At 71.5% G+C, this 18,844-nt stretch carries 12 protein-coding genes; 7 read left to right on the forward strand and 5 right to left on the reverse strand.

Features of this window, described 5'->3' with window-relative positions:
• Positions 1-66 precede the first annotated feature (66 nt).
• From ACH49X_RS01725 to sigJ, 3 genes are all read left to right on the forward strand, one after another.
• Positions 67-1,062: an alpha/beta hydrolase family protein gene (locus tag ACH49X_RS01725; RefSeq protein WP_195080145.1), complete on the forward strand. Its 996-nt coding sequence runs from the start codon at positions 67-69 to the stop codon at positions 1,060-1,062.
• A gap of 224 nt (positions 1,063-1,286) precedes the next feature.
• Positions 1,287-2,480, forward strand: a complete 1,194-nt coding sequence (locus ACH49X_RS01730; protein WP_195080146.1) for an NAD(P)/FAD-dependent oxidoreductase — start codon at positions 1,287-1,289, stop codon at positions 2,478-2,480.
• Positions 2,477-3,397: an RNA polymerase sigma factor SigJ gene (sigJ, locus tag ACH49X_RS01735; RefSeq protein WP_357105643.1), complete on the forward strand. Its 921-nt coding sequence runs from the start codon at positions 2,477-2,479 to the stop codon at positions 3,395-3,397. The genes ACH49X_RS01730 and sigJ overlap by 4 nt, the downstream gene beginning before the upstream one ends.
• A gap of 145 nt (positions 3,398-3,542) precedes the next feature.
• Here the strand turns inward: sigJ and recD are convergent, their stop codons facing one another.
• The 3 genes from recD to recC form a co-directional block, all read right to left on the reverse strand.
• Positions 3,543-5,432, reverse strand: a complete 1,890-nt coding sequence (gene recD, locus ACH49X_RS01740) for an exodeoxyribonuclease V subunit alpha (RefSeq protein ID WP_357207195.1) — start codon at positions 5,430-5,432, stop codon at positions 3,543-3,545.
• Complete coding sequence (locus tag ACH49X_RS01745) at positions 5,429-8,818, reverse strand: UvrD-helicase domain-containing protein (RefSeq protein WP_357207194.1); 3,390 nt, start codon at positions 8,816-8,818, stop codon at positions 5,429-5,431. Before ACH49X_RS01745 ends, recD begins: the two co-directional genes overlap by 4 nt.
• A 217-nt stretch (positions 8,819-9,035) precedes the next feature.
• Positions 9,036-12,404 carry an exodeoxyribonuclease V subunit gamma gene (gene recC, locus ACH49X_RS01750; protein WP_195080150.1) on the reverse strand — a complete coding sequence of 1,123 codons (3,369 nt, stop codon included), beginning with the start codon at positions 12,402-12,404 and terminating at the stop codon, positions 9,036-9,038.
• A gap of 257 nt (positions 12,405-12,661) precedes the next feature.
• Between recC and ACH49X_RS01755 the strand changes: the two genes are divergently transcribed.
• Both ACH49X_RS01755 and ACH49X_RS01760 read left to right on the forward strand, forming a co-directional pair.
• Positions 12,662-12,859 carry a hypothetical protein gene (locus ACH49X_RS01755; protein WP_228827007.1) on the forward strand — a complete coding sequence of 66 codons (198 nt, stop codon included), beginning with the start codon at positions 12,662-12,664 and terminating at the stop codon, positions 12,857-12,859.
• A 124-nt stretch (positions 12,860-12,983) separates the two neighbouring features.
• Entirely contained in the window at positions 12,984-13,868 is an 885-nt protein-coding gene (locus ACH49X_RS01760) for a tat pathway signal sequence (protein ID WP_323123988.1), read from the forward strand.
• A 12-nt stretch (positions 13,869-13,880) separates the two neighbouring features.
• Here ACH49X_RS01760 and ACH49X_RS01765 read toward each other — a convergent pair whose 3' ends face one another.
• On the reverse strand, positions 13,881-15,377 hold the full coding sequence (locus ACH49X_RS01765) for a cytochrome P450 (protein ID WP_357207192.1): 1,497 nt from the start codon (positions 15,375-15,377) through the stop codon (positions 13,881-13,883).
• 229 nt (positions 15,378-15,606) lie between these two features.
• Here ACH49X_RS01765 and ACH49X_RS01770 point away from each other — a divergent pair, with 229 nt between their 5' ends.
• Together ACH49X_RS01770 and ACH49X_RS01775 are read left to right on the forward strand one after the other, a co-directional pair.
• Positions 15,607-17,040, forward strand: a complete 1,434-nt coding sequence (locus tag ACH49X_RS01770) for an NAD(P)/FAD-dependent oxidoreductase (protein WP_195080152.1) — start codon at positions 15,607-15,609, stop codon at positions 17,038-17,040.
• A 90-nt stretch (positions 17,041-17,130) separates the two neighbouring features.
• Complete coding sequence (locus ACH49X_RS01775) at positions 17,131-17,967, forward strand: hypothetical protein (protein ID WP_357207190.1); 837 nt, start codon at positions 17,131-17,133, stop codon at positions 17,965-17,967.
• Between the two features lie 193 nt (positions 17,968-18,160).
• Here the strand turns inward: ACH49X_RS01775 and ACH49X_RS01780 are convergent, their stop codons facing one another.
• Positions 18,161-18,841, reverse strand: a complete 681-nt coding sequence (locus ACH49X_RS01780; RefSeq protein WP_195080153.1) for an urease accessory protein UreD — start codon at positions 18,839-18,841, stop codon at positions 18,161-18,163.
• Between the last annotated feature and the right edge of the window lie 3 nt (positions 18,842-18,844).

The raw sequence follows: 18,844 nt of genomic DNA on the forward strand, positions 1-18,844 counted from the left end.
CCGGATTTCCCAAATCGGGCGTGCGGCCATTGCGGTCCCGGTGCGGCGAAACCTAGCGTCGAGCGCATGGCGTCCCGTCGACCGTGCCGCAGCTCGCGCGGAACCGCCTGGCGCGCAGGCATCTTGGCGCTGTCGATGCTGATGTGCTCCGGCAGCCCCGCGAGCGCCGAGCCTGCCCCGATGACCCGTGCGCACGGGCGCGCCGTCGAATTGACCGTCTTCTCCCCCGCGATGGCCGCACCGGTGTCGGTCGTCGTGCTGCCCCGCCCGGACCCGTCCCGCCCCGCTCCGGTGCTGTACCTGCTCAACGGCATCGACGGCGGCACCGGCGGCGACGGCTGGACCGACCGGACCGACATCGACCGGTTCTTCGCCGACCAGCAGGTGACCGTGGTGGTGCCGGTCGGTGGCGCGGGCAGCTATTTCACCGACTGGCGCGCCGACGATCCGGTCCTGGGCCGCCAGCGCTGGACCACGTTCCTCACCCGTGAGCTGCCCTCGCAGATCGACGCCACCTTCGGTGGAAGCGGCGCCAACGCCATCGCCGGAGTCTCGATGACGGGCACTTCGGTCTTCCAGCTGGCCATGGCCGCACCGGGTTTGTACAAGGCCATCGGCTCCTACAGCGGCTGCGTGCGCACCAGCGATCCCGCCGGGCAGGCCATGGTGGCCACGATCGTGACCGCCGAGGGCGGCACGGTGTCGAACATGTGGGGACCGCCGGGTGATCCGGCCTGGACGGCCAACGATCCTTACGTGCACGCCGATCGGCTGCGGGGCACGACGATCTACGTGGCCGCAGGCAACGGGCAGGCCGGCCCGCTGGACCAGCCGCACAGCACGGGGATCGACGGCAACGCCACCAAGCTGGTGGACCAGCTGGCCATCGGCGGCATGCTCGAAGCCGTCTCGGACCGCTGCACCCGTGCCCTGCGCGACCGCTTCCAGGAACTCGGCGTCCCCGCCACCTTCGATCTGCGCGCCAGCGGCACCCACTCCTGGGGCTACTGGCAGCAGGACCTGCACAACAGCTGGCCTTTGTTCGAATCGGTTCTGCGCTGAGAACTTCGCGAACCGGGCGCCGGCTTCGCTTCGGAACGCCGCCCGGGCGCGCACGCTGTACTCGAGCGGTAGCCGGCATCAGCACATCGCAGGGCTGCCCGGTTCAGGAGCTGCCCTGCTGGCCGCGTTCGCCTGTACCGGGCCGGACGAGCGAAGCCGAGGTGGATGAATGTGACTTGCGCCACTTCATGTCGGATCTGAGCGCCGGCGCGTGTCTCGATGGCATGACTGATTTCAACGCCATCACCAAGGTTGTCGTTCTCGGCGGCGGATACGCCGGTTCCGTAGCTGCCAATCGGCTGCGGCTGCGTCCTGACGTCGAGATCACGCTGGTCAACCCGCGGCCGGAGTTCATCGAGCGGATGCGGCTGCATCAGTTCGTGGCCGGCACCCACGCGGCCGCCATCGGCTACGACACACTGCTCGGCGCGGGCGTGCGGCTGGTCGTCGACCGCGCTCTCCGTATCGATACGGCCACCCGCACCGTGGAGCTGGGCTCCGGTCGTGAATTGGACTACGACTACCTCGTTTACGCGGTCGGTAGTACCGCGGCGATGCCGGCATCGATTCCCGGTGCGGCGGAGTACGGCTATCCCATCGCCGAATGGGAGCACGCGCAGCGGCTGCGCGAAGCGATCGGGAAAGTGCCCGCGGATCAGCCGATCGTCGTCGTCGGCGCTGGGCTCACCGGAATCGAGACGGCCGCCGAACTGGTCGAGCAAGGCCATACCGTCACATTGGTGTGCGGAGGTAGGTTGGCGGCGAGCTTCTCGGACCCGGCTCGGCGGTCGGTCGGGAAGTGGCTGGCCGGGAACGGAGTCGATGTGCTGGAGAACGCGAGGGTAGCCGAGGTGCGGCGCGACGCCGTGGTGCTGTCCGATGGCAGTACGCTGCCCAGCGCGGTCACGATCTGGGCCGCCGGGTTCGGTGTGCCCGATCTGGCTTCACGTAGTGGCCTGCGCACCGACGCGCTGGGCCGCCTGCTGACCGACGAGACGTTGACCAGCATCGATGACGACCGAATCGTCGCCGCGGGTGACGCGGCCGCCCCCTCGGGCCGCCCGCTGCGGATGAGCTGCTACGCCGCACAACCTCTGGGCGCCCAAGCCGCGGACAACGTGCTGGCCCGCATCGCGGGCGCCGAGCCCGCCGTGCTGGATGTGGCTTTCGTGGCCAGCACTGTGGGGTTGGGCAGCCGCGCCGGTGCGATGCAGTTCAGCCGTCGCGACGACACTCCGGTGAATCTGCACATCAGCGGGCGTGTGGCGGGCTTGATCAAGGAGAAGGTGGGTCTGGCGGGTCCGGTGGGAACCATTCGCAAGGAGGCCCGCAAGCCGGGCGCCATCCCATCCTTCATGGGCCTCGGCAGGCGGAAGGACATCCGGGGAACCGAGCCGGAGGCGGTGTCGCACCCGTGACCGGAGTCGACGAGCACACCGAGCGTTTCCTGCATCTGCGACCCCTGCTGTTCACCATCGTGTACGAGATCCTCGGCTCCGCGACCGAGTCCGACGATGTGCTGCAGGACAGCTACCTGCGGTGGAGGAACGTGGATCTGGCAACTGTCCGCGACACCAAGTCGTATCTGGCGCAACTGGTCACCCGGCAGGCCCTCAACGCGTTGCGGGTCAGTGCCGGTCGCCGCGAGGAGTACGTCGGCCCGTGGTTGCCCGAACCGCTACTGCTCGCCGACGGCGACGCCTCCGCCGATGTCGTACTCACCGAGTCGGTATCGATGGGGATGCTGGTGGTGCTGGAAACGCTCACCCCCGCGGAGCGGGCGGTATTCGTTCTGCGTGATGTATTCGGCTTCGACTACGCCGAGATCGCCGCGGCGACGGGTCAATCCGTCGACGCCGTGCATCAGATGGCCCGTCGTGCCCGCAATCACGTCCAGGCGCGGCGCAAGCGGTTCGGTCCCGTCGACACCACCAGAACCGCGGCGGTCACCGAACGATTCATGTCCGCCGCGACCACGGGTGACATGGAGGGCCTGCTGGCGATCCTCGCACCAGACATCACCTGGACCACCGACAGCGGCGGCAAGGTGACCGCGCTGCGAGACCTGGTCCTCGTCGGCGCAGAGCGAGTGGGCGCCGTGCTCATGGCGGTCTTCCGGTACGCGCGGCGACACCCTGACGTCCGGATTCATGCGGTGAACTGCAACAGCCAGCCCGCACTCGCCTGTTATATCGGCGACAACCTGGAGGCGGTGCTGGTGTTCGAAATCGCCGACGACAAGATCGTCAACGGCTACGGCATCCGGAACCCCGACAAATTGGCTGCCCTCGACATTCCCCGTGTCATCAGCCGTACCGCCGCACCGCGACCATGACACGCTCGGATCCCGACGTCGTCGGTGAACCGTGCGGGTCCCCATCGGACCGATGCTTTCGGCCGCGCACACGACCCGTCGTACGCGGCCGGGGCTGCGCGGCGGCGCGGACCGCCAGGGTAGACGCGGCGGGCGCCGCGCAGGGTCATCGCGGTCCTTCCCGGCGCGACAGCCCGCTGGCGCGCAGCACCCGCCGCGCGATACCGGCGCGGATGGACTCCTCGGTGCCGATGATGCGGACGTGGCGGCGCGCCCTGGTGATCGCGGTGTACAGCAATTCCCTGGTGAGCAAGGTGGATTCGGGCTCGGGCAGGACGACCGAGACGGTGTCGTACTGGCTGCCCTGGCTGCGGTGGATGGTCATGGCGAAGACGGTCACCACGGCGGGGAACTGCGTCGGATGCACCAGGTACGGTTCGCTGCCGCGTTGCAGCGCCGCGCGCAGCGAACCGTCGGGCATCCGCACGACGACGCCGGTGTCGCCGTTGTAGATGCGCGCCTCGTGATCGTTCGCGGTGACCAGCAGCGGTTGTCCCGGGTACCACGGCGCGTGGTGGGAATCGGGGCCCGCCCCCGCGACGGCGGCCCATTCCGCGGCCATCCGGTCCCAGCGCTCGACACCGAACGGCCCCTGGCGGTGCGCGCACAGCAGGCGATGCGATTCCAGCGCGTGCAGCGCGCCCGCCGCGTCGCCGTCGAGCGCGGCGGCGGTGACCGCGGTCGCGGCCCCCACCACGTCGGCGCGGACCGCGGTCAGCTCGTCGGGCGAGCCCAGCGACACTTCGTCACCGCCCGCGCGCAACAGCTCGAGCGCGGCGTCGGCGTCGCCCGCCCGCACCGCGACGGCCAGCTCGGCGATCCGTCCGCCGAACCTGCGGCCCCGTGTCAACCGGACGATGCCGCCCCGCAGGCGGGTGCGCTCCAGCACGGTCAACGCCTCGGCGTGCTCGCCGGTCGCCTCCGGGCCGAGGATCTCGTCGAGCACCGGATTCGGGGTGGCGGCGACGGGCCCGGCGACCAGGTCGGCGAGCACCGCGCCCGCGTCGACCGAGGCGAGCTGGTCCGGGTCGCCCACCAGCACCAGACGGGTGTCCGGGCGCAGCGCCGCCAGCAGCCTGCTCATCATGGTCAAGGAGACCATCGAGGTCTCGTCGACCACGATCACGTCGTAGGGCAGCCGGTTGAACTCGTGGTACTTGAACCGGGTGCTGCGACCGCGCTGCCAGCCGAGCAACCGGTGCAGGGTGGCGGCGGTGAGTTCCGGCAATCGCAGCGCAACCGCTTGCTCGCGAACGGCTTCCTGCAGGCGTGCCGCCGCTTTCCCGGTGGGCGCGGCCAGCGCGATGCGCAGCGCGGGCAGATTCGGCTCCGCCTCGCGATGCGCGGCCAGCAACGCGATGATCCTGGCGATGGTGTGGGTCTTGCCGGTGCCAGGTCCACCGGCGACCACGGTGGTCCAGTGCGTCGCGGCGAGCGCGGCGGCCAGACGCTGGCGATCCGGCGCCGTCGCCGACGGCCCGTCGAACAACCGGTCCAGTTCGCGGCGCACGATCGCGGGATCGACCACCGGATGGTGCGCGGATCGCTCGGTGAGCACCCGCCGGATCGTCTGCTCCTGCCGGTAGTACCGATCGAGGTAGAGCAGCGGACCGGAATCGCCCGCCCCCTGGGATTCGACCAGGCGCAGCGGCCGCAACGGACCCGCAGGTCCCCCGCGCACCAGCGGGCTCACCCGCAGCGCGGCGACCACGGCGGGGATGTCGGGCCACGGCAGCGTCGCCGGATCGATGCCCGCGTCCCACGTCTCGTCGGCGTCGACGCCGATCTCCCGCATCCGGTGCAGTTCCAGGCACACCGATCCGGAGCGCACCGCGCGCACCGCCAGCGCCGCGGCGAACAGCACAGGCTCCGACGATTCCCGGCCCAGCCTGCCCAGCCGCAGCGCCACGTGCACGTCCGCGGCCGACAGCACACCGGCCTCGTTGAAGACGCGCAGCAGGCCGGTTCCCCGCTGCGCCACCTGGATCGAGGTCACCGCCCCGCCTCCCCCGCCAGCAGCGCCGACAGCGCCACCACCAGATCGGCGGGCGGGTGCCAGTCGAAGACGCCGCAACCCGCGGGGGTCCGCGGTCCGATCATGCCGCGCACGAACAGGTACCGGACCCCGCCGAGATGCCGAGCGGGGTCGTAGCCGGGCAGCCGCCAGCGCAGATACCGGTGCAGCGCGATGGAATACAGCAGCGCTTGCAGCGGATAGTGGGAGCGCAGCATCTCCGCCGCCATCCGGTCGCGGGTGTAGTGCGCGACGGTGAGATCGCCGGTGCCGAGCCGGTTGGTCTTGTAGTCCACGACGACGAAGCGCGGATGCGCGCCGCCCGCGACGCGGAGCACGGCGTCGATGCTGCCGGTCAGGTATCCGCGCAGCGGGATGTCCTCCAGCGCCGCCAGCTGGTCGGCGTAGGGCAGCATGTCGTCGTCCGCCGGAAGATGCTCGCGCAGCAACTCCGCCACGCGCCGCAGCGTCGCCGCGGTGGCGCCGACGCGGTCCCCGCCCGCCAGCGGCAACTCGAACTCGAGTTCGCTGAGACGGTCGCCTGCGGCGACATCGGCCAGACAGCCACCGTCGAGCGGGGTGCGCAGCACCGCGAGCAGCGCGGTGGCCAGGCATTCCGGATCCAGCTCCGCCATCAGCTCGGCCACCGCATCGCGGCACCGGTCGCGCACCTCGGCGTCCAGATCGCGACGACCGGTGTCGATCCGTTCCAGGACGCCGTGCACCAACGTGCCGAACTCCGCTCCATAGGGCAACGCGTTCATCAGCGACGCCGCGCCAGCGGCCTCCGGTTCCGCCGCGCCGATCGAGGAGGTGCCCTCGGGCTCGTCGCCCTGCCCGCGCGCGTCCTCCGGCTCGCTGTCGGATCCGGGCGCCGCCGGACCGTGCGCGGAGGCGGTCAGCGCCGAGTACGACGTGCGCCGCCACTGCTGGTCCAGCACCCGGTCGAAACGTGCGGCGGCCAGTGCTCCCGGTGCGGGCGCCGTGCGCGCCCGCCGGATCGCCACACCGTCGGTCCCGGCCACCGCCGTCACCGAGATCGCCGCGCCCGCCTCCTGCGCCCAGGACGAAAGGGATTGCGCGGCAACGGCATCGGCGGGAACCGCGGCTCGGGCGGCGACGGCGGCGCCCCGATCGGAGCGCCCGAAGACCATGCGGTGCAGCGGTGAAGCCGCGGTGGTGATCGCGGGCGCCCACCAAGCGACGACCTGGCACATGGCGCGGGTCAGCGCGACGTACAGCAGCCGCAGTTCCTCGCCCGCCTCCTCGGCTTCGCCGCGCGCCTTGCGTTCGGCGTAGCCGGGCGCGTCCGGGCCGCCCACGTCCAGCACGCGCGCGCCGTCCTCGGCGTGGAACAGCAACGTCGCCGGATAGGGATTCTTCGCGCTGTCCCACGCGAACGGCAGGTACACCACCGGGAATTCGAGTCCCTTGCTGGCGTGGACGGTGGCGATCTGGACGGCGGCGGCGTCGCGGTCGAGCCTGCGGCTGCGGTCGGCGACCGCGCCGGAGGCGGGATCGCGCACCCGGTCGGCCAGCCATCGGGTCAGCGCGGTCAGCCCCAGTCCCTCGGTGAGCGCGACCTGGTCGAGCAACTGCGCGAGGTGCCGCAGGTCGGTGAGCTGACGCTCCCCGTTCTCCACGGCGAGCAGCCGCGGCGCCAAGCGGGTTTCGGCCGCGATCTTCTCGAACACGGCCGCGAATCCCGCGCGGCCGAACAGCCGCGCCGCCTCACGCAACTGGGCGCTGACCCGGCCGACCAGATCGGCTCCTCCGCTATCGATCTCGGCAGCGGTCACGCCGAGCAGCGGTGTGCACGCGGCCAGCCGCACCCGATCGCCGCGGTGCGGCTGTTCCAGCGCCCGCAGCACCCACAGCCAGTCGGTGGCGCTTTCGGTCGCGAAGACGCTGACCCCGCCCGCGAGCACGGAGGCGACGCCGACGCGATCCAGCGCGGCGCGCACCACGTCGATCTGCGAGCGGGTGCGCACCAGCACCGCGATGTCGCCGGGCCCGATCTGCCTGCGCGCCGGGTCGCTCACTCGGAGCGAATCCCCCTCGGCGGCAACCATTTCCGCTTTACCGTCCAGCAGAACACCGGATTCCAGCAGGCGCACGATGTCGGCGGCGAGATCGTCGGCGACCTTCGCCCGCATGCGGCCGACGGCGGGGAAGCCGGACTTGTTCAGCGGCCCCGCTCCCGTGCGCGGCAGGCACCGGATCCGCAGCGGCGTGACGAGTTCGCCGGGTCCGGACAACCGCGACCACGGCCTGGTCGGGGCGACCGGATAGACGCGGATCTGCTCGTGCCCCAAGGCCGCCGCGCCGTGCAGGTGGTCCAGCGCGGCGAGCAGCCCCGCGTCGCTGCGCCAGTTGGTGGTGAGTTCTCTGCGGACGTCGGCGTGCGCGACCGCGTCCAGGTAACTGAGCACCTCCGCGCCGCGGAAGGCGTAGATCGCCTGTTTGGGATCGCCGACCAGCACCAAGGTGGCATACCCGTGGAACGACCTGCGCAGGATGTCCCATTGCAGCGGGTCGGTGTCCTGGAACTCGTCCACCAGCGCGACGCGGTAGCGCGCCCGGATCCGCAGGCACGCGCGCGGGCCGTGCTCCGGGTCGGCGAGCACGTCGTGCAGCAGCACCAGCAGGTCGTCGAAGTCGCGCAGCCCGGCCAGCCGCTTGCGGCGCTCGGTCTCCGCGCGGACGGCCTGCGCGAACGCCACCCGCTCGCCCGCCTCGCCGTCGGGCGCCAGCGTTGCGTGCCGGTCGCGCACCACGGCCAGCGCGAGCGCGCGGGCCTCCTTCACCGAGAACGGCGGTTGCGATCGCGCGTAACGGTGCAGATACAGATCGTCGACGACGGTGCCGACCAGGTCGTCGACGGTTTCCACCAGCCGGGTGCCGGGGTCGTGTTCGCCCGCGAGACCGAGTTCGTCGAGCATGCGCTGGCAGAAGCTGTGCGTGGTGGCGATGGTGCCCGCGTCGAAATCCGACAGGGCGGCCAGCAACCGTCGCCGCCGCGACCGGACCTCGTCTTCGTCGGCCTGCGCGAGATGGCGGACCAGTTCGTCGGCGTGCGCTCGGGCCGCGCCGGGATCGGCCAATCCGGCTGCGACGGCGACGAATCGGTCCCGCGTGCGCTCCCGCAGTTCCTGCGTCGCCGCGCGGCTGAACGTCACCAGCAGCAATTGGGACACGTCGATCCCCGCCTCGGCGACATAGCGCACGGCCAGACCGACGATGGCGTGCGTCTTGCCGGTGCCCGCGCTGGCCTCCAGCACGGTCGTGCCGGTGGGCAGCGGCCCGTACGGTTCGAACGCGTCGGCGTCGAAAGCGCCCGCAGGGAAGGAGGTTTCCTGCACGGTCATGCGTGCCTCCCTCCTGTGCGGCCGGTGGTCCCGCGCTCCGCGGTCGCCCGGGTGTCCGGCCACGCCGGACGGTGCTCCCGAAGCGACTGTCCGAGCCGATATTCTGCCGCGCGCGCCGTCGCGCCCCGGCGACCGACACGCGCCGCGGCGCTGTGTCGCGCGCGTTCGCACCGGAACCCACCCCGGATGCGCTCCGAACGGGCCTGCTCGCGCTCGATCACGGCTGACCCTGGCTTTCCGCGGCCAGCAACGGCGTCCACATGCGCCGGGCCAGCGCGCCGAAGCGGGTGCTCTCGCCGGGTTCCCCCGCCGGGGCGGGCGCGGCCATGAGGTCGTCGAGCCGGGGCGCCGGACCCCAGATGTAGCGCAGATGGCGGTCGGTGTGATCGCCGAAAGGCCCGGGGCCGTTGGGCCCTCCGTTGAATTCGCGTTCCGCCGCCGCGATCGCGTCCTCGGTGTTCGCGCCGCGGAAACGGCGTTCGGCGTAGACCGCGGTGGCGGTGGGCGCGACGGGAAGCGGTTCGGTGAGACCCGCGTCGCGCAACGCGACCAGCTGGCGCAGGATCTCCATGGCGGCGGGCGCGTCGGGTGGGGTGAGCTCGCAGCGCCAGGCGGGACGCCCGAACTGGCCGCGGCCGGTGCTCACCGCCCGCCATGGGCGGTCCTCGGTGACGGTCAGCGCCAGCAGCGAGACCCACGCCCCGATCCGGTGTTTGGGGGCCAGCCGGGAGAAGGTGGTGCGAACCAGGGTGTCCCCGCGCACCTCGGGCACGGTTCCGGTGAGCCGCCGCCCGTTCCCGAGGTCGACCGCGATGTCCACCGCGCGCGCCGGGCCCGTGTAGTCCGCCTGCGCGGCGCGCACCAACCGGTCCACGGTGTGTTCGACCTCGTCGAGCACGGCGGCGCCGAATCCGAACGGCGGCAGCGTGCCGCGCCGCCACTCCGCCGCCCGAAGCCCGGCCGGGTCGGCGCCGGTGAGGCGGGCCGCGAGCAGGCGTTCGCCCAGCTCCCACTTGGCCAGGCCGTCGAGTTCGATGGGCAGCCGGTCGGCGATGTCCTCGTCGTGCTCCGGGACCCGCAGACCGAGCCGCTGCCACAGGAACGCGCGCACCGGGTGCTCGGCGAACGAGATCAGATCGGCCAGCGCGACGTCCGCCGTCTGCGCGGCGGGCAGCGGCGCGGCCAGGAATGCGGGCCGCGGACGCACCGGTCCGTCGGCCGCGTGCGCGCCGGCCAGGGCCACGGTGTCGAAGCTGAACGGATGTTCGGCCCGGAAGTTGCGGCGATCGAAGGATTGCAGCGGATGCCGCGTCACCACCGCGCGCATCGCCTCGGCGCCGACGTGGGCCCGCAGCGCGTCCAGCAACTCGGCCACCGGAATCGCGGGCGGGCGGTGTGCGCCGCTGACCGGGTCGGCGCCGGTGTGGAAGACCAACAGCGTGTCCCCGGCCGCGAGCACCGCGTCCAGCAGCAGTTGCCGGTCCTCGCTGCGCGGATCGCGTTCGCCGAGCAGCGGTTCGCGGGCGAGCACATCGTCTCCGTCCGCGACGCTCGCGCGCGGGAACATCTCGTCGTCGAGCCCGAGCAGCACCACCACGCGGTGCGGCACCGACCGCATCGGCACCATCGTGCAGACGGTGAGCTCGCCGGTGCGGAAGTTGGCCCGCGTCGGCCGCGCCGCCAGCCGCGAACGCAGCAGCACACCGACGTCGGCCAGCCGCAACGACACATCGCCCGCGTGGTCGGTGGCGGCGGCGAGTTCCTGCCTGGCCTCGGTGCGCACCCACGCCTGCGCCTCGGGCACGTCGGTCAGCAGATCCAGTGCCCGGCCGAGCACCGCCGCCCATTCGTGCGCGGGCCGGGGGCCGCGCAGGTCGCGCAGGCACACCGCGAGCCGATCGATGAACTCCGCGAAACGCCCGGCCAGATCGACGTCGTTGCTGTCCACGTCGTCCAGAGGCAGCGCAAGATCCAGCCAGTCCTCGGCGGTCTCCCCCGCCGTGACCCCGAGCAGGATCCGGTCCACCGCGCTGTTCAGCGTGTTCTGCGCGAAATCGGCGAGCCCGAACGCTTGGCGCTGGCGCTGCCCGATGCCCCATCTGGCCCCGGATTCCGCCGCCCACTCGCGCAGTCGCTCGATGTCCTCGTCGTCGAATCCGCACCGGCGCCGGACGGTTTCGGCGGCGGCGAGATCGAGCACCTGGGTCACCGTCACCCGTCCGTCGGCCAGCTCGAGCAGCACCGCGATGACCGCGAGCAGCGGATTGGTCACCCCGCGCCCCCGGTCGGCAAGGCGCACCCGCAGCAGATGCGCCGGGTGCTCCGGATCGCTCTGCGCTTCCGGCGATCCCGGCGTGCGCTGCCCGAAGGCCGCGCGCACCAGCGGCGCGTACGCCTCCACCTCCGGACACATGATCAGCACGTCACGCGGCTGCAACGTCTCGTCGGCCGCGAACAACCCCAGCAGGCATTCCCGCAGCACCTCCACCTGCCGCGCCGGGCCGTGGCACGCGTGCACCTGCACGGTGCCGTCGGCGCGGGCCGCACCCGGCGCGGGCGGCCACCGGTCGTCCCGGATACCGCGTTGCAGCGCGCGCAGCAATGTCGCGGGCGAATCGTCCTCCGTCGCGATGTCGCCGGACGCGGCGCGCGGATGGTAGGTGTCGGAGCCGACGGCGGCGGACGCGGCCAACCGCTGCTGCAACTCCCGGACGTCGCGAGCCAGCCCCGCCGAGAGCGGATGCTCGACCGCCGTGGCGCTGCGATCCTCGGCGCGCGACCGGGCAGCGGGCAGCTCGCTCAGAGCCGACCAGAGGACCGGACTCGGATGCACGAGCCACACGTGAACCTCGCGCCCAGCGGCCAGCGCCGACAGCACCGCGAGCTGGTCGCTGGGCAGCCGGGTCACGCCGAACAGCGACAGCCGCGGCGGCAGCGCGACCAGATCGGGCCGTGCGCGCAGCCGCGCGCAGGCGGCGTCGAGCCGTTCGGCCGGGCTCGGCGTCCCGATCTCGGCGCGCAGCCTACGCCACAGCATCGGCTGCCAGAGCAGGTCGTCGGGAATCGGGGCGCCCGCGCCGTCGGTGTCCCGGCCCGCAGCCCACTCGGTGATCAGGGCGGGACGCTGCGCGGCGTAACTGTCGAACAGCGCGGCGAGCTGAGCGGCGGTCGCATAACGCCGTCCGGCGCGGTGCTCGCCGCCCGCGGCGTCCCGCGCGCCGAGATGCCTGGCGAGTACAGCGCACCACGGCTCGGACAGCGAGGCGTCGATCACCCGCAGCAGCGTCCACACCGCCCGTTCCTGCGCCCACGGATCCTCCGCCTGCGCCACCCCGCTCGCCGCGGCCAGGGCCTCGGCGACGAGCGCCGCGGGAGAGGGGAAGGCGATGTTCGCGCACACGCCGTCGGCCGCGCCGCCCGCGCCGAGTACCCCCGACAGCGTCTGGGCCAGCCAGCGCTCCACGCCTTTCGCCGGCACCGCGACCACCTCGGCGGCGAACGGGTCGTCCTGCGGCGACGCCAGCACCCCGGCGAGCGCGCGGGCAAGGACGTCGGCGCGCTCGGCACGGTGGATGTGCAGCGGCATCTGCGCCCTCTCGATCGCCGGTGTCCGGCAGCACCTGCCTCGGACTTCGTGCACGTTTATACGCGCAGCGACCGACGCGCAACTGCACCGCCCCATCCTGAGGTCAGTGAAATGGACCACACCAGAACGGATTACTCCGCCGTGTCACGCCGGAACCGTCACGGCGATGTGCGACAGTGCTGCACCGGGGAGGAGAGTTTGCACCGGGGCGGAACGAGAGAGCTGCACCGAAAGGCTGGTTCGCGTTCATGGATGCGATGGTGATTCCCCTGGTCCCGAGAGGCGGATTCACGGTCCGCCGGATCGGTGACCGCTGGGAGCTGATCAACTCGCGCCACTACGGTCGCACCGTCGTCCTGCATTCCTGGCCACGGGAACGCCACACCGAGGCCTTCGAGCACTGCTACCGGCTCAACGGACGCACCGTCGAGGAACTGCGCGCGGCCTTCCGCTGACCCGCCTGGCCGGGGGCGATGAGCGAAATCCGCTGCGGCGCAAGGGGCGGAAACCGGCATAGCACACCCCGGATGCGAGCTCAAGACGTGCGTCCGGACTCGCGATGTGCGATCGTGGTCCCTCGTGCGTTACCCGTCCCCCGCCACCCGGGCCGTTCCCCGCGTGGCCGCTTCCGCCTGTGTCCTCGCCGCCGCGGCGATCATCGCCCCGAGCCTGCCCACCGCGCTCCCGATCGCGGGCGCGGCGCCGCTCGCGCACACCCAAGGCTGCCTGCCCGGTTTCGACTGCGATCTGAGCAGCCGCATCGCGAAGGCCGACGCCTACCTCAACAGCCGTCCCGGTGTCACCGGCTACGTCCTGCGCGACCGGGTGTCCGGCGGCGTCTACGCCAACGCCAACGCCGAGAACGCGGTCTGGACCGCCTCCACCATCAAGCTCGCGATCGCCGCGGACCTGCTCAACCGGGCGCGGGTCGGCGCCATCAACCTGACGCCCGAGGACCGCGGCCTGATGGAGGGAATGCTCGCGACCTCGAACGACGGCGCCGCCGACCTGCTGTGGACGAAGTACGCAGGCATCGACCGGATGGCGTTCAACAACGCCTTCCGCGCCAACGGGATGACCTCGCTGGTCCCGCAGCCGACCAACACCGCGCTGTTCCCGGACTGGTCGTTCCAGAAGTGCACCGCCGCCGACCTCGACCGCCTGATGGACCACGTCCTCAACCACATGCACCCCGACGACCGCAACTACCTCGTCGACCGGATGCGCGCGGTGGACTCCAACCAGCACTGGGGCGTCTGGGGCGCGGGCGCGAGCATGCGTCCCGGCCTGAAGAACGGCTGGTCGGCCGAGCAGGGCGGCTGGGTGGTCAACTCGGTGGGCTTCGCGGGACCGGGCGAGCGCTACACCCTGGCCATCATGAGTTCGCTGGGTGACGCGGGCGGCTACACCGAAGGCGCCGAGACCGACACCAAGCTCGCGGAGATCCTGCTCGCGGGCCGCTGACCGCACGGCCGCTCAGGCGGCCGCGCGCCTGCGCAACGTCATCGGCGCACCGTCCCTGGGGAAGGGGATCGTGGTGAATCCCCAGGGCATGCGGTATTTCTCGGGGATCCGCCACTCGTATTCACGCACCAGTGCCGCGGTCACCGTCTTCACCTCGAACGTGCCGAAGTGCATTCCGATGCACTTGTGCGCGCCCGCCCCGAACGGCATCCAGGCGAGGCGGTGCGATTTGTCCTCGCGCCGCTGTTCGCCGAATCGCTCCGGATCGAAGCGCTCGGGGTGGGTCCACAGTTCGGGCAGCAGGTGGTTCACCTGGTAGGCGAGGTCCACCGGGGCGCCGGCCGGAATGTAGTGGCCCGCGATCTCGGTGTCGCGCACGGCGCGGCGCGACAGTCCGGGAACCGGCGGCATCAGCCGCAGGCTTTCGCGGACCACCAGGTCCAGGTCGCGCAGCGTTTCCAGGTCCGCGATGGCGGGCGGGGCGTCGCCGAGGCGGGCGTCCATGTCGAGCACTTCGGCGCGCACCCGCTGTTGCCACTCCGGGTGCTTGCCCAGGTAGTAGGCGACGGCCGTCGCGGTCGTCGTGGTGGTGTCGTGCGCCGCCATGATCAGGAAGATCATGTGGTTGACCACGTCCGCGTCCCCGAAGACGCCGCCGTCCTCGCTGCGCGCGTGGCACAACCCGGAGAAGAAGTCAGCCGTCTCGACGCGGCGTTTGTCCGGAAGCATCGCGGTGAAGTAGTCCTCGAGCACTCTCCTGCCGCGCAGCCCGGCGCGCCAGTTGCCGCCAGGCACCGGATGCCGGATGATCGCCAGCCCCGCGTGCGTGCAGTCGACGAACGCGTCGATCAGTTGCCTGCGCCGGGGGCCGACGTCGGCGGCCATGAACGTCTCGCCCGCGATCTCGAGGGTCAATTCCTTGATCGTCGGATACAGCCGCACCGTGCGTTCGGCGTCGCGCTCCGGCGGCACCCAGTGTGCGATGGTGTCGCGTACCACCGGTGTCAGCGCCGCCAAGTGGGCTTCCAGCCGGTCTCTGGTGAACGCCTGCTGCATGATCTTGCGGTGGAATTTGTGCTCGTCGAATTCCAGCAGCAGCAGGCCGCGCCGGAAGAACGGGCCGATGAAATAGTCCCAGCCCTGGCCGAAGTCGCGGCGCCGGTGCCCGAGCACTTCTTCGAGCGCCTCCGGTCCCGCGACCAGCACCCGGTCGACGCCCAGCGAGGTGTTCAGCGAGACGGGTCCGTACCTGCGGTAGCGCTCCATCATCTCCGCTGGGCCCCAGCGCATGTAGTGCAACGCCCGGCCCAGGTAGGGCAGCCCGGCATCGCCGCGCACCGGGACGGTGCCGCTGCCCAGCGGCGGGGTGGCCAGCACCTGGCGCCGTTCCGGCAGCAATCCCAGCGCCCGGTCGATCAGATGGCCGTGCGGTACCTCGATCAGCGCGATGTTCTCCGATTCGGCCTGCACGCTGGGCTTCCGGCCGATCGCACGGTCACCGGCGACCATGGCAATCCTCCCTGAGCGACAGTTACCATCGTAGGCTCCCGACCTCGTCCACCCGGCCGGTTCGCTCGGGTCGATCCTCCCCTACCCGGCCCGGCGGCGGTGCGACTTCGCACCGCAACACGCCAGGAACGGGGATCTCGCCGTGACGGTGCCCGGCGCGGCGGCTACGGTTTAGCTGTCAGGAATCGCCGCCGGGGACGACCCCCAAGGTCCATCGAGGAGCAGGACGATGAGCACTCAGACTGTCGAGAACGGCCGGCACCGGGTGGTGGTGATCGGCTCGGGCTTCGGCGGCCTGTTCGGCACCAAGCACCTCAAGCGCGCCGATGTCGACGTCACGCTGATCTCGAAGACCTCGACCCATCTGTTCCAGCCGCTGCTCTACCAGGTCGCCACCGGCATCCTTTCGGTCGGCGAGATCGCGCCGGCCACCCGGCTGGTGCTGCGCAAGCAGAAGAACGCGCAGGTGCTGCTCGGTGAGGTCACCGACATCGACCTGACCGCCAACACGGTGACCTCCCGCCTGCTCGACCAGGACACGGTCACCCCGTTCGACAGCCTGATCGTCGCGACCGGCGCGCAGCAGTCCTATTTCGGCAACGACCGCTTCGCCACCTACGCGCCGGGCATGAAGACCATCGACGACGCGCTGGAGCTACGCGGCCGCATTCTCGGCGCCTTCGAGCAGGCCGAACTCGCGACCACCCAGGAGGAGCGCGACCGGTTGCTCACCTTCGTCATCGTCGGCGCGGGCCCGACCGGCGTGGAGCTGGCCGGGCAGATCGCCGAGCTGTCCGACCGCACGCTGGAGGGCACCTTCCACAACATCGATCCGCGCGACGCCAGGGTCGTGCTCATCGAGGGCGCGGGCGCGGTGCTCGGCCCCATGGGTCCCAAGCTCGGCGGCAAGGCCCAACGGCGCCTGGAGAAGATGGGCGTGGAGATCCAGCTCAACGCCATGGTGATCGATGTCGACGCGTTCGGCGTCACGGTGAAGGACTCCGACGGCACGGTCCGCCGCATCGAGTCGGCGTGCAAGGTGTGGTCGGCGGGCGTGCAGGCCAGCCCGCTGGGCAAGCTGATCGCCGACCAGTCCGACGGCACCGAGGTCGACCGCGCGGGCCGGGTCGTGGTCGAGCCGGACCTGACCGTCAAAGGCCACCCGAACGTCTTCGTGGTCGGCGACCTGATGTCGGTGCCGAACGTACCGGGGCAGGCGCAGGGCGCCATCCAGGGCGCGACCTATGCCGCCCGGCAGATCAAAGCCGGGCTGAAAGGCCAGACGCCGCAGGAGCGCAAGCCGTTCAAGTACTTCAACAAGGGCAGCATGGCCACGATCTCGCGGTTCAGCGCCGTGTGCCAGGTGGGCAAGCTGGAGTTCGGCGGGTTCATCGCGTGGCTGGCCTGGCTGGCGCTGCACCTGTACTACCTGGTCGGCTACCGCAGCCGGATCGTCACCGTGATCCAGTGGTTCGTCACCTTCCTCGGCCGCAGCCGCGGGCAGATGGCCGCCACCGAGCAGTGGGTGTTCGCCCGATTGGCCCTGGAGGCGATCAGCAACGGCGACGACGAAGACGCCGAACAACTCGCCGCCGCCCTCGGCGCGTCCACCAACAGCAGGGTCGCGGTGGACAAGGCGCACACCGACGCGAAAGCGGGCTGATCGCGCCGTCGTCGCGCGTTCGACCAATCCAGGTCGCCCAGCGGATCCGAATGTGAGGCGTCGACGTCTCCTTCGGATGAAAGGTGATCTATGGGCACAGGCAAGCACCGAGCACCCAGGCCGCACCGGGCGAAACTGGGCTCCCTGGTCGCCGTGGGGACGGTTCCTCTCGTGCTGGCGCTGGTGGGAACCGGGACGGCGAACGCCGAGCCCGATCTACCGGTTCCGGTGACCAGGACGGATTCCGAACCGGCCCAGTGGCCCGCGGCCGAGGCGCCGAACGTGCGCCCGTACGAGGGTCTGCGGATCCCCGACGACGTGCTGAGTTCGTTGCAATGGGCACGTCCACTGCCCGATCACCAGTATCTGGCTCCGCTGGTAGGGCTGCACGCGCCGGTCCCGGTGGCCCCCGTGCCGCCGATCGCGCCGCCTTCCGGCAAATTGCGCTTCGGCGACGTGCAGGTCGACGCGCCGGAGTGGCTCTACCGGGAGCAGGCGATCCAGATCAACGACACCGCCGCGATGGCCGAAGCGAATATGGCGACGTTCTTCGATTCGATCGGGATGGAGCGCACGCGATCCGACCGCGTCGCCGGTCAGACCATGGGCGCCGCCGCGATCGGCGCGGCGGCGGGCTTCGTGTTCGCCAGCCCGTTCGCCCTGTTCGGTGCGGCCGTCGGCGGCGGTCTCGCCTTGGCCATCGGTCTGCCGTTCGCGCCGATCGGCCTGGCCGCAGGCCCGATCGGGGCCGCCTACGGTGCGGCGCTGATGGCCGCCCCGCTGTCCGCCATCGGCGCGGGCATCGGCGCGGGACTCGGAGCGGTGCACGCGCTCAGCGCGCCGCCGCGGGCGCTCAGCGCACCGGAACCGGTCGCCCCGGCCCCGGCCGAGACGGCAACGGAGGCCGCGGACACGGCCGACGGCTGACCGGATGACGTTTCCGCGAGGCGAGCCGAAAGGGTGGGAACCCGACGACGCTGTCGAGCTCCCACCCTTTCTTTCTCCAAGCCTCGGTCGAATTACACCTGAATGGAACGAATCCCACATACGGCACGGGAGCGGTCCCGACAGGCCGCCCCGGATGCGAGCGCACCACGGCGGCACTTCCGATCGCCGTTGATCAGCCCTTCACCTCGGCGCGTTCCACGCCCGACACCCGCAGCACCGATCCGGTGCGGGTGAACAAACTGCCGCCCGCTGCCAGCGGCAACCGGCTCTCCCGCAAATCGGCAGTCGCCGCCGTGCATTCGTCCGGGTAGACGAGCTCGCTCTCCAAAGCACGCGGCGCGGACAGCGCGTCATCGGCCGGCGTGCCCGCGCCCAGCGCCAGCCGGTGGCGCAGTAGGGGCATGTCGTCGACGTCGGCGATCAGATCTCCTCGCCACTGCCCGCCGTCCTCGCCCGTGCGTCCGAGCTGAACGCGCTCACGCATCCGCAGCCGGGCTCCGGCATCCAGGCGGATTGTGGTGACCGTCTGGTGCCGAGCGCCGCCCGCGACGATCATCGGCTCGGGATCGAAATCCAGCACTCCCCCGCTGCCGACCTCCAGCTGCCAGCGCCCGGACGACAGCGGCGTCGCCCGGCCGGGTAGCGCCAGCGTGGCCGCGACCGAGCGCACCACCAGTTCGGCGCCCGCCGCGACCACGATCACGATGTCGAGTTCGTCGCCGCCCAGCGGCGTGGCGGCAGTGCCGATGAGGTGGACCGTGCGCGGGCCGGTGCGGCGGGCCGACAACCCGCCGCTCGCGTGGATCTCCGGAAGAACCCCTGGACGAGCGACGATGCGTAACTCGGTGCGCACCGG

It is taken from the genome of Nocardia sp. NPDC019323 (assembly GCF_044389845.1).
Classification (GTDB): domain Bacteria; phylum Actinomycetota; class Actinomycetes; order Mycobacteriales; family Mycobacteriaceae; genus Nocardia; species Nocardia implantans.